The 12,294-nt window shown below is 60.5% G+C and carries 11 protein-coding genes; 4 read left to right on the forward strand and 7 right to left on the reverse strand.

Translation table 11 applies throughout. The features are described 5' to 3' along the window. Positions 1–111: 111 nt before the first annotated feature. A complete protein-coding gene (locus J4G14_07650) occupies positions 112–498 on the reverse strand; it encodes a type II toxin-antitoxin system death-on-curing family toxin (protein ID MCE2457676.1) in 387 nt (128 codons plus the stop codon). Continuing rightward, positions 495–722 carry a hypothetical protein gene (locus J4G14_07655; GenBank protein ID MCE2457677.1) on the reverse strand — a complete coding sequence of 76 codons (228 nt, stop codon included), beginning with the start codon at positions 720–722 and terminating at the stop codon, positions 495–497. Before J4G14_07655 ends, J4G14_07650 begins: the two co-directional genes overlap by 4 nt. 433 nt (positions 723–1,155) lie before the next feature. On the opposite strand from J4G14_07655, the gene J4G14_07660 reads away from it, so the two are divergent. The 4 genes from J4G14_07660 to mftG all read left to right on the forward strand — a co-directional run bounded on the left by J4G14_07660 (position 1,156) and on the right by mftG (position 4,800). Continuing rightward, entirely contained in the window at positions 1,156–1,707 is a 552-nt protein-coding gene (locus tag J4G14_07660; protein ID MCE2457678.1) for a hypothetical protein, read from the forward strand. 198 nt (positions 1,708–1,905) lie between these two features. Beyond that, on the forward strand, positions 1,906–2,484 hold the full coding sequence (locus tag J4G14_07665) for a hypothetical protein (protein MCE2457679.1): 579 nt from the start codon (positions 1,906–1,908) through the stop codon (positions 2,482–2,484). A gap of 21 nt (positions 2,485–2,505) precedes the next feature. Further along, positions 2,506–3,207, forward strand: coding sequence for a hypothetical protein (locus J4G14_07670; GenBank protein ID MCE2457680.1), 702 nt, complete (start codon positions 2,506–2,508; stop codon positions 3,205–3,207). 39 nt (positions 3,208–3,246) lie between these two features. After that, positions 3,247–4,800: a mycofactocin system GMC family oxidoreductase MftG gene (gene mftG, locus J4G14_07675; GenBank protein ID MCE2457681.1), complete on the forward strand. Its 1,554-nt coding sequence runs from the start codon at positions 3,247–3,249 to the stop codon at positions 4,798–4,800. On the opposite strand, the gene J4G14_07680 is transcribed toward mftG, so the two are convergent. From J4G14_07680 to J4G14_07700, 5 genes are all read right to left on the reverse strand, one after another. Continuing rightward, a complete protein-coding gene (locus J4G14_07680) occupies positions 4,797–6,011 on the reverse strand; it encodes a hypothetical protein (protein MCE2457682.1) in 1,215 nt (404 codons plus the stop codon). The two genes, mftG and J4G14_07680, sit on opposite strands and share 4 nt — an antisense overlap. Positions 6,012–6,167: 156 nt before the next feature. Then, positions 6,168–7,430: an ArsB/NhaD family transporter gene (locus tag J4G14_07685; protein MCE2457683.1), complete on the reverse strand. Its 1,263-nt coding sequence runs from the start codon at positions 7,428–7,430 to the stop codon at positions 6,168–6,170. A 119-nt stretch (positions 7,431–7,549) separates the two neighbouring features. Further along, positions 7,550–9,040, reverse strand: a complete 1,491-nt coding sequence (locus J4G14_07690; protein MCE2457684.1) for an MFS transporter — start codon at positions 9,038–9,040, stop codon at positions 7,550–7,552. 231 nt (positions 9,041–9,271) lie between these two features. Then, on the reverse strand, positions 9,272–10,777 hold the full coding sequence (locus J4G14_07695; protein MCE2457685.1) for a hypothetical protein: 1,506 nt from the start codon (positions 10,775–10,777) through the stop codon (positions 9,272–9,274). Between the two features lie 940 nt (positions 10,778–11,717). Continuing rightward, entirely contained in the window at positions 11,718–12,254 is a 537-nt protein-coding gene (locus tag J4G14_07700) for a ferritin (protein MCE2457686.1), read from the reverse strand. Positions 12,255–12,294: the final 40 nt, after the last annotated feature.

Raw genomic sequence — 12,294 nt, forward strand, 5'->3', positions numbered from 1 at the left:
CGAAGTTTATACCAGCCGATTACGGCGTCAAGGTTCGGGAGTACCGTGTGGATTGGGTACGGGGGAACCGTCGTCCCTAAGCCGCAGCGAAGGATCCCTGGGATTCCTGCCTCAAGATCCCGGCAGGGTCCTGACGTGCTCCTCAAGCCAATCGTGTAGCTCAGCGAAACGGAATGTGTTGGTCTCGAACAGTCGCATGAAGTGTGCGTACGCCTCTTCGCTGTCGCAGTCGATGAAGTGGCCGTTCATGCGCATGAAGGTTTCAGTGATGGCGAAGGCCACGCGCTTGTTGCCGTCGATGAAAGGGTGGTTCATGGCGAGGCTCTCCAAGAGGGCGGAGGCTTCCTCGATGAGGCTGTCGTAGTATCCGAGTTGAGGCCGCATGAGAGCTGAATCGAGGGCTGCCATGTCGCGGAGGCCCATACTGCCACCGAACTCGCGGATCAAGATCTCATGCATGACTAAGACTTCATCCAGAGTGGGGAAGTCGTGCGTCATTTGGCGAGCAACTCAAGTAGCCGTCGATTTCTCTCAACGCTTGCTCTGAAGTGCGCCATCACCTCTGGGCGAACGTTTGGACTCTCCCTGCCCTCGATGTAGCTGATCATGGCGTCCTCCAGCACGGCCTGGAAGTGGCGACCATCGTTTCTGGCAATCTCACGCATCTTCGATAGCAGTTCCGGCGTGGCCTGGCTCGAAAACTTTTCTCGCTTTGCAGCCATGTCTAGTCCTCTTTCTGAAGTTACTTCAACCTATTCGCGACTGCCCCCTATGTCAAGTTACATCTTGATAAAGATGGACATTAACTCTTCCACAAGTCTTGCCAGCAGTGACCACTTCTGAGTGAGCATCTCCATTATGGGGTTCAGCCGTACCTCCAAGAATCGGTACTGGGCGACCTGTTTGTGGCTTTTGGTGAGTGACATAGTCGGTGCATGGTTTTGGCGGGTACGTGAACATTCCCGGCCGGGATCGGGTAACTGAACGGAAGTCGATAAGGAGGTCACCATGAGTATGTCTGAAGCAGTGGTGAGTCAGGGGGCTGAGGGGCGAGTGTTCTGTGAGCGGTGTGGACACAGGAGGCCGTCGCCGTCTGAAGCATGTGCTAACTGTGAGCCTGATGAGGGAGCACCGAGTCGTGCCGAATCGTCCTGGTTGGGCAGGACAATCTCACGTCTGACGGAGGACGATCGGGACCTGATGGACGGTCAGGGCATCCTGGTCATCGCTAGGTGGATACTCGTCGGCGCGGGGTTACTGCTCGCGCTGTGGAATCCAGAGGCGCTGGGAGAGCTGAAGGTCGAGATAGGCCTGATACTGACCCTGGCCGTCGCTAACTTCTTCCTTCACGTGCAGATGCTCAGGGAGCAGCCTCCGTTGAAGTGGGTGGCCTACCTCGCGAGTGGGGCCGACATCGTCGCGATTACAGCGATTGTAGTTGTGTCAGGGGGCGCCGATTCGGGCCTGTATACGTTCTACTTCCCGGCGCTGATTGCTATCGCCGTGGCGTTCCCGGTCGGCGCAAGCCTGGTGTTGTCGGCAGGTGCGATCGGGCTGTACGGGCTGGTGCTGTCGACAGGCATGGGAGGCAGCGACGACCCGCTGCTGGTGGTGAGGCTTGTGATGATGGTCGCGGTCGTCGCTTGCGGGATCGTCTACAGGAGCATCGAAAGGGAGAGGCGGAGCGAGTCGGGTGAGTCGCTTTAGAGGCTGCTGAATGTCCGCTATCCATGGGGGCTGACACAGGGTACATAAGCTGACGACTCGTTCGTCCTGAGCTTGTCGAAGGACACCCCCCTGGATACCGGCCTTCGCCGGTATGACGGTTACGTGCGTGGGTCTCCTCTAACGGGTGCCCTTGTCAGTTGGGGGACGGTGTCCCTCGAAATCCATAGGAGAATTGAAATGAACACTGACCGAACTGATGAGAGAGCATCGGCTGAGGACGTCTACTTCGGACAGGTCGTGGCCAACTGGGCGCGGTGGGCCATAATCGGCGCGGCGCTGCTGCTGGTGCTGTGGACCTCGACGGACACCTTCAGGCTGATGCTGGGCGTGCTACCCATAGTCGGGCTGATGGTGGTGAACTTCTACCTGCATGGGCGCTACCTGGCAAGCAGGCCGGCGAATGGCATGCTGATCGCTATAGCGTCGGCAATCGATATTGCGCTGATCACGGGACTCATACTGTTGTGGACATCGACATCGTCACCTGGCGGAGCGCTGTTCGTGCTGTACTTCCCGGCGCTGGTGGCGTTTGCGTTCATCATGCGACCGCGCATCAGCATCGCGTTCACGGCGTGCGTGCTTGGAATCTACGCATTCGCCGCGGTCGTGTCCGATCCCCTCATCCTGTCCAGCATGGCGGCGATCGAGACGCTGGTCGCGAGGCTGATTACACTGGCCGCTGTCGGCATCCTCGCAGCCTACTTCTGGCGGATCCAGAGACTCCGGCGGTCTGACGAGCAGTTCGAGGCCGCTTAAGAGCGCGGTTGGTATAGATTCATGCTTCGCCGAATATTGAACATGCTTGCGAGGTTGGTGAGGTCTCTGTTCGCGTCGGCGCCGGACCCACGAGAGAGTGAGAAGGCCCGGGACGGACACGAGGACCTTCTCGCACGAATCTCGGCTGCACGTGGTCGTATCCGGACAGTCCAGGACCAGCTCGAGCACGGAGTGGCCTCTTCGAAGCGAGAGGTCGCAGACCTGCTCGACGAGGCCCGCCGCCTCGTGGAGGCCGGACGCGACGATGCGGCCCGTGTCGTTCTTCACCGCAGACAGACCGCGCTCGAACGGCTGCGACTACTGGACAGCCAGCTCGCCCGCATCGTGTTGGAGGATCATGCTCTCGCCAGCGCAGGAGACAGGTTGGAGGGCGAAATGGCCCTGCGGACCGCTCGGCAGGGTGTTACGGCAGCTCGTTACGACGCCGCTGAGGCGCGGGCGAAGGTAACTGAAGCGCTGACGGACGTGTCCGACGAGTTCTCTGATTTGCTCGCCGAATTGTGGGCTGCCGACGAACGCGCCGTGAGCATGGAGGCCCGCGCCGATGCCCTGGATGAACTGGTGGACGTTGGGGTGCTGTCGTTGCCCGTCTCCTCGACTCAGGTTTTGCCTGCGGAGTCGAGCCATGACGAAGTGGATACGCTGCTGGAGAAGATCATGCAGGAATTGAGAGGCGGCCCGGTTGACGCTCCCCAGCGGTAGATATATCGTCTGACGAAATTGCTCGCGGGGGAATTTGTCATGCAGTACGACTACATCATCGTTGGGGCAGGGTCTGCCGGCTCGGTGCTGGCCTCGAGGATTACTGAAGATTCCGATAAGTCTGTGCTTCTGCTCGAGGCGGGGCCGGACTACGGCGACTTCGAGGCGATGCCGGACAGCGTCAAGTTCGGCAACAGCGTCTGGCCTGCGGCATACGGCCCAGAGTCCGAGACGTGGGGATATATGGCCACCGCGACGCCGGACCGCGAGCCGTTTCCGCTTCCGCGCGGCAAGTTGACTGGCGGCTCAAGCTCGATCAACGGTCAGGTCTTCTTCCGCGGCATACCCGAGGACTACGACGAGTGGGCTGAGCTCGGCTCGCCGGAATGGGCGTTCACCAACTTGCTGCCGTACTTCCGAAAGTCCGAGACGGACCTGACCTTCGGCGCAGACGACTTCCACGGCGGCGAGGGCCCCATCCCTGTTCGCCGCTACACGAAGGATGAGGCGCTGCCCATACCGCAGCGATTCTGGGAGACGTGCCTTGCCGCCGGATACCCGGAGGCGCTCGACCAGAACCATCCAGAGGCCGAAGGCGTAGGGCCGCGTCCGCTGAACAACGTGGACGGCGTTCGGATGAGCACCAATCTGACCTATCTCTCGATGGCCAGGCACCGGCTGAACCTTACGATCAGGGCCCATGTGCTGGCGCACCGTATCCTGTTCGACGGCGACCGCGCAATCGGCATAGAGGCAGAGAGCGGCGGGGACGTCTTCCAGGTCTTCGGCGACGAGATCATCCTGTCCGGCGGCGCGATCAACTCACCCCACCTGCTGATGCTGTCCGGTGTAGGCCCGCGCGAGCACCTAGAGTCGTTCGGTATTCCGGTGGTACATGAGCTGCCCGGCGTCGGAGAGAACCTGAGAGACCACCCGGCGACGTTCATGCTGTACAAGGCGAACGTCGAAGATCCTCCTCCCAATGCCCCGTCCATTCAGGTTGGAATGCGCTACACCACGCCGGGTTCGCCGCACCGTAACGACATGCAGATGAGTCCCATCCTGATGACGAGCGAGCACCGTCCCGCAACGGTAGAAATACCAGAGGGCGAGACGTACACGGGCTTCAGCGTCGCCCTGCAGAAGGCGGCCTCGGCGGGCCGAATCACGCTGACGTCCACCGACCCACGTACCCAGCCCAACCTTGACTATCGCTACCTTATAGACGCGTGGGACAGGGAGCGGATGCGTGGGGCGATCAGGACCTGCGTCGAGCTGACGCAGCAGCCTCCGCTGTCCGATGTGATCGCGGAGCGCATCAATCCGTCGGATGCCGATCTCGCCTCAGACGACGCACTGGACGCGTGGATGCTTGCCAATGTCGGTACCCAGCACCATTCGTCTGGTACGTGCAAGATGGGGCCTGCGTCGGACCCGATGGCCGTCGTGGACCAGTACCTGCAAGTGCATGGCCTCCAGGGACTGAGAGTAATCGATGCGTCCGTGATGCCCGACGTCGTTCGGGCCAACACCAACGCGACGACGATCATGATCGCCGAACGCGCCGCAGACTGGATCGTCCAGGGGAGCTAGGCAGGCAGCTCCTGCGGCTCCTCCCTGAAGAGGAACTTGATGCGCCGCCAGTCCACGACGATGAGCAAGGCGGACAGCCCGAAGTAAACGGCCGCGAAGCCAAGCCTAAACGCGGGCTCGAGGAACGGCAGGTGTACGATGAAGAGCACCAGCAGGATCGCTCCGGCCCACCAGCTTATGATGCGCTTGGCTATCAGCAGTAGTCCGAACATCGAGACCGCTGTCATCAGCAGGAACTCGACCGACTGCCTATCGTCGAGAGGGAAGTTGAGCGGCGTGAACAGCGAATTGCCAGCGGTCCCGCTGAACACGAGCACCATGCTGCCTATCAGCAGCGTGAGCTGATTGACCCCCGACGAGATGAGCGCGGTAAGACCGGCCACCGGGTTCGCTCTCAGGCTGAATAGCACGGCCACGATAATCTCAGGCGACTCCGAGGCCAGCGGCGCGACCCATTGGATCAGCGTGAACTCATCTATACCGAACTCCGTGGCGGTCTCGATAAGCCCGTCTACGAAAGGCTCAGCCGCGGCGATTATCACAATGGCTGAGTACACAAACATGAATATCACAATGGCGCGCCTGCGCCCGGTTGGCTGAGCGCCTATGAGTGCGGCCGCGCCGACCAGATCCGGCTCCTCCACCTCCTTGGTGGAGCTTAGCCAGAGGTAGACCACAAATAGCCCGACCAGCCCGACTGCCAGAATGAAGGGGACCTGTCGGATGAAGAAGATGACCAGCGTCGCCAGCGTGGCGATTGTGAGCATGGTTATCTCGAGGCCCATCTCGCCGCGCATGTCCAGCGGCCGCCGCCGCTTCAGCCAGTAGATGAGGATTACGGCAGCCCAGCCCAGGCCGATGAGCAGGCGGTTGGAGCCCGTAACGTTTGCGGCAACCCTGGAGATCTCAACGGTGATCTCACGCGTTACCATGTTGAACGAGGATCCAGCGTCCCGCGCCAGCACGAACTCGATGACGTACTCGGGCAGGACGGCGATGAGCGCCAGTACCGCAATTGCGAGGGACGCCGACACGTCCATCTGCGCCACCTCTGCGGCCCAGGACAGCAGGAACGCTCCTGCAACTATGCCAATGCCGAAGATGAGAACGGCAACAATCGGGGACAGGTGGTAGTCCACATGGAAGAGCTGTTCCCCGCCACCAAGTAGGATCGCGGGAATGCCCAGCGCCAGAAAGACTACTACGGCCAACCACAGTCTGCCGGTGTTGGGCTGTGCTTGCAGGTCGGGGCTCCGGGAGAAGGCGGGCGGACTTGGGATTTAGGCCTGGAGACAGGCCAACGGCAGTTTAGCGTTCGGCCTATTCTGTGGTCAATCAAAATCGATGGCGTGCATCGACGGTGGCTGCTACGAGTAGTAGCGCAGCCACAGGTATGCTGTTGACACTATCAGGGTCAGCACTGTGATAACTGCGCCGTATCTGAAGAAGTGCATGAAACTGACGGGGTAGCCGGCGGCGCGAGCGAGATTGACGACTATGACGTTGGCCGACGCTCCGACGATCGTCGCGTTGCCTCCCAGGTCTGCGCCCATCGCGAGCGCCCACCACAGCGGCGAGATGCCGTCTGAGCTGTCGTTGGAGAACCCGCCGACCACCTCGACCATCGTTGCCGTGAAGGGGATGTTGTCGACTATCGCCGACGTTACACCTCCGAACCAAACGAGGAGGAATGCCATGTTCCTCTCGCTGCCCCCGGACATGTCGACGAGCCACTCCCGTATCTCGACCGTCCAGCCCGTCTCTTCGAGTCCGCCAACAAGCATGAACAGCCCTATGAAGAACGCAAGCGTCGTCCACTCGACCTGTTTGAGCACTTCGTGCGGGTCCAACCGGGAGACAAGCGCGAGCACCGCGGCGGCCGTAAGGGCGATGAATGCTGGCCCGACGTGAAGCAGCTCATGGGTCAGGAACCCCAGCACGGTGAGTCCAAACACGATCGCGCACTTGATTAGCAGGATCCGGTCAGTGATCGCGGCGCTCGGGTTTTGGCGCATGACGGCGGCGCGGCTCTCGGCGGTTGTCGTGACGCTGTTTCTGAACCACAGGTACAGCATGGCGAACAGGGCCAGCATCGATACGAGGCTCACTGGCGCGGCGTTTAGCATGAAGTCAAGGAAGCCTATGTCGGCCTCAGATGCGATGATGATGTTCGGCGGGTCGGCGACGATGGTCGATACCCCGCCGATGTTCGAAGCGAAAACCTGCGCCAGCAGGAACGGCACGGGGTTGATTCCCAGCGTGCGACAGATCGAAAGCGTGATCGGTACTGCGAGAACTACCACCGTGACGTTGTCGAGGAACGCAGACGACACGGCGGTCAGCAGGCACATCAGGCAGAGGGTCAGGAAGCCGTTGCCGCCGACAAGCTGAGCGCCTCTGATGGCCGCCCAGTCGAACGCTCCGGTCCTGGCGATCATGTTCGCGAGGGACATCATGCCGGCCAGCAGCAGGATGACCTCAAGGTTCACGTGGGAGAGTGCCTCGTGGCCTGTGATCGCTCCAAAGAACACCATGGCCATCGCGCCGAGAACGGCGACAATCACATGGGGCAAACGCCCAATGGCGATGAGCAGGTAGGAAATACCAAATATTGCTGCGGCGACTACCAAGTATCCCAATCCCACAAGGGCTCAAACCAAACCCATGCAGAATATCAAAAGGTCTCAGACACCAGCCACCCCGCGCAGCGTGCAACGGCTCTAGCTCTTGGTGTCGTTGTCTGCTGGACTCAGTCCCCGGCCTGAACTCCGACTGCACGCCTGCGTCGTCCCCCTGTCCCGGCGGGCGCCGGCCCCTTGAGGAAGGATGCGACCACACCGACGAGAAGCAGGAGTCCCATCGCGAGGTAAAGCGTATTCATGCCGGAGACGAAGGAGCGTCCCAGTCCGGGATCGTCGCCTCCGCCCACGTTGGAGAGGTCGGGTGCGTATCCCATCGACACCATCGTAGCGGTCACGACGGCTGTGGCAACTGCAATCGAAGTCACGTTAGCTGAGTTGCGCACGAGGCTGAGTAACGCTGCCACGACACCGTGCCGTCTGCCCTGCGACGCACTGAAGATCGACGCCGAGTTGGGCGAATTGAACAGACCTGTTCCTGCGCTCTGCAACACCATCCCACCGATAACTACAGCGAGGGGAGTGGCCTCCGACACGCGCGATATGGTGAAGATGCCAGCCGACGCCAGCATGAGTCCGGCCACGTTGAAGATGCGGTAGCCGTAGCGATCGGATAGACGTCCCGCGACCGGCCCCATGATCGTCATGGTGATTGCCGTGGGAAGCATGATGAGTCCAACCTGGCTTGGCTGGTAGCCGAGCACACCCTGCAGGTAGAAGGGCATGATGAAGCGCACTGAGGCAACACTCAGGAAGGATATGAAGCTGGCCAGCACTCCTAATGAGAAGATACGGTGCCTGAACAGCGATAGGTCGAGCATCGGGGCTGGGGCGCGAAGCTCCCACCATATAAATCCTGCCAGCAGTGCGACGAAGAGAGTCCCAGCGCTGACAATCGTAGGTGAGAACCAGCCGAGCCGGTAGCCGTTCGTCATGAGCAATAGGAAGGTCACCAGCGCGGCTGTCGACATCGCCGCTCCGGGCCAGTCGAATCGCGCGCCCCGTCCCTCCCGGGAGAACAGCTTCGAGTCCATCAGCAGCAGCGCGCCAATGAGCGCGATTGACGCCAGCGGAAGGTTGACCAGGAACACCCATCGCCATCCGAGCGTACTTACCAGGAAGCCTCCGAGTACAGGCCCGACCATCCCGCCGGTGCCGATCACGCTCATGTGGGTGCCGATGCCCTTGCCGCGTTCCTCTTCGGGGAACACCGAGGTGATCATCGCCATGCCGGTGCCCTGGGTCATCGCGGCGCCCATTCCCTGTACCACTCGGGACAGCACCAGCATGAAGACACTGGACGACGTCGCGGCAAAGACCGACGCTCCCATCAGGAGCAGCAGTCCGACGATGTACACCTGCTTGCGGCCGACCATGTCGGATAGCCGGCCCATGGGGAGGAGCAGCGCGCTCACCGTGAGAGTCTGGGCGATGACGACCCACTGTACGGTGGGGAGGTCGGTCTCGAAGTGGCCCGCGATCGTTGGCAGCGCGACGTTTACGGTCCCGAAGGTCATCACCCCAGTGAAGGAGCCGAGACCGACTGCTGCGAACACCCACCACTTGTAGTGTGGGCTGCGAGAGACTTTGTGACTGAGCAAAGGCTGACCTCATGCAGAGGTCAGCCCAGTCTAGCACACGCCTTCATGGCTCCGTCTCTGGGGATGCAAACAGGAAGCTGTATCATCCTGGTCGGCACAGTGCTCGGACAGGGGCAGGTTTCAAACCTGCCCCAACGGACGGTGGCTGACTACCTCCACGGATGGGGGCATCCTTCGACATGCTCAGAGCCCGTCCCAGACTTGATCCGGGAACGAACGATGTATTGATTGCTATTCCTGCGTTTCCTGGCAGATCAGGCTGACGGCAGGCGACCACTCTCCCAGGCCGTCTGTACCGAGCCAGCCGCGAATGCGGATGTTGAGACTACCTTCTCCATCCAGCCATATCGTGCCGTACAGGGATGTGTACTTTGGATTGCCCTGGTCGGTCCTGAATTCGTGTGACACGTCACCAACGGCACCGTGTCTGGCGATATACGCCTCCCACCTGTCCGCCTGGCGGCCGTCACCGGGTCCCGCCCGGAAGACTTTGAAGTTCTTCCTACCTGTGCAGGAGTCCAATTTGAACAGGTTGGCGTTGAGTTCCACGACATCGGGATGAAGAACCTCCGAACCTGGGCTCACCGTCCAATACCCTGCAGGGGTGCCCACGTTCAGCGCCGGGTCGCCTTCATCGTCGTCGATGATGGTGACTGTCGTCGTGGCGTACGTACCCGCTGTCACGCCAGCTGGCAGATCTCCGAAACCGAGCTGCACGCTTTCGCTATCGTCATTCCAGAAGTCCTGAACGGCCGTGATTGTGAACGACTTCCCGGTATCGCCGGAGTTGAACTCGACGCTGATGGGCACTCCGTGGTAGTCGGTCGAAGATGCGCCCCCCTGGTTCATCGTCACGAACGGGACCGTCACGGTGCGCTCGGGGTCCTCGCTCAAGACAACCTTGATCGTCGTGCTGCCGCCCTCGTCGACCGAATAGGCTGGCTCCTCGAATGATACTGTTACTGCGTTCCCATCGTCATCAACTATGGTGATCGGGTAGTGGTCCCGGCAGATGAAATTGCAGGAGTCGCCGTTGGGATCCAGAAGACCGATTTCGGTAGATGCCCCAGCCACACTCTCCAGCGCCAGTCCGAATTGCTCATCCTCCTCGTAAGTCTCGTCATCGACGATTGTCAGGATCGCCGCAATTTTTCCGACGAGGGAACCGTTCACTTCTGCAAAGTCGGTGGGGACGAAAGTTAGATTTTCTGAATAGGCGGAGTAGTCGTCTGGGGAGGATGCATCGATGTCAGAGGCGGAGACAGACACTCTGAACGCCTCGACGTACGGGACACCCGGGGCCGCCCGTGCTACCAGGATAGCTTCAAAGGTGCCCACATCCTCCGCAACCGAGTACTCGGTCTCTTCGAAAGATACAGTGATCGCCGGGCCCTCCTGTGAGATCACGCTCACGCTCACCATTGCGGCGCTGGTGTCGTAGCCGGATACCGAGTCCACGGTTGCGGTCAATGTGCCGCTCTGTGTTACTCCTGACGAGAAATCCGACCGCGAGAATGCGAGTGTGGCAGTGGCCTCTTCGGCAGCAAAGGCTACGGCGCCAGAGGTGGATGAGAGCCACGTCTGGTCCTGGATGAGGTCCACAGTCACATCAAGTGCAGATGACGTGTCGCCGGTCCTGCCCAGCGTGAACACCAGTGGACCAAGGCCAGCGACGTATTCGCTCCTGCCGGCTGAATCTCGCTGCCAGGACGTAGTATGTCCTTGTGGTGGCGCCATCCTCGGCCTTTACGGTCAGCGAAATATCGGTGATCGAGCCAGCCACTATCTGGGCCTGGGAGGTCAGCTTGTCATCGTCTGACTCAGGCATCTCGATCTTGTCCCCTGCGGTGAACGATATGATCGACGCTGTGTCCTTCGTCGCGGTTGCTTCGACTGTGACCTGATCTGCACTGATCGTGGCCGTGTAGAGTGAGACTTCCGGGTCGAAGTCCGGATACAGTTCCACGGCCTTGTCGTCCGCGACGATGGACAGAGACCTCAGAGTCGCGTCACTCGAAGCGTCGGTTGCTCTAACTTCGGTAGTATCACGAATGCCAGTGCTGTACTCCTGCCGGTCATTCTGAGCTGGCAGGAGTACTTCTTTCGTCGCCGGAGGGCCATCCTGGGAGCTGGCGGCCCATACCTGTCCGGCCCCACCGACTGCGATTGCCATGATCAAGGCCACTGCTATCAGGCCGGCGATCGTCGAGAAGCTCGCTGATCTGTGTTGTCCTGCCATTTCCATCTCGCCTCACTCTTCACCCTGCCTTCATTTATGCGTTCTTACTCTCAATATAAGACAAGATTATCTGGTAGGCGATAGAGAATTCACCCAACGTAATGGGTTAGGTACGGCCATGGTGGAGTCGTGCCGGTCAGCGGCAGCTTTCAGAGAGCCCTCGTGGCGCGGGTGCAGATTGGCAGCGCCGTCTGGGCCGGCAGTGAATGCCAGGTGGAAGCCTCCGGCTGTGAGGCGGGGTGGGAGTGGACTCCTCCACAGGTGCGGCGGGTGAGAGTCCGAGGAGTTTAAGTCAGCAGGAACGTCAGACGGCCTGAAGAAGATTTGGGGTCCTTGGGTGGACGCGCCTCAGATCAGGCTCGAGCGGAGGCCAGCGAGTTTATAGGGATCGCCCGGCGTGGGTCTGGCGAGATTGGCGGTTCGGGTCGACCTAGCGACCTATAGAGCTTCGGCGCCTTCTGCCTCTCCTCCATCAGACCCTGCTTCGGCGGTGCGTGAGCCGAGTCGTTGGTCCATTATCAGCAGGCCGGTGCCGTCGTTGCCGATCAGGTCCATGTGTGCGTTGATCTCGTTGAGGGTCTTCTCTTCCTCGACCTGCTCGGACACGAACCACTCGAGCAGCACGTGGGTCGGGTAGTCCTTCTCGTCGATCGACAGCGCATACAGGTCGTTGATCATCGAGGTGACGAGTCGCTCGTGTTCGAGCGCGCTGCGCATCACGGAGTTTGGAGACTCGAACTCGATCTGCGGCTGCTCGATGGCGCGCAATGCCACACGTCCGTCCCTGTCGTTGACGTAGTCGAACAGCTTGAGCGCGTGTGCCGTCTCCTCCTCGAACTGGAGCCTCATCCAGTGGGCGAAGCCGTTGAGGTCGAGCGATTCGAAGTACGCAGACATCGAGAGGTAGAGGTGTGCCGAATAGAGCTCGTTGTTGATCTGTTTGTTGATTGCGTCCTGCAGCCTGTCGGATAGCATGGGCCTTCCCTTAGTGTGTAGGTTCAATAGTTGGCGCCCA

The sequence above is a fragment of the Dehalococcoidia bacterium genome, from assembly GCA_021295915.1.
In the GTDB taxonomy this organism is placed as follows: domain Bacteria; phylum Chloroflexota; class Dehalococcoidia; order Lucifugimonadales; family UBA1123; genus VXRN01.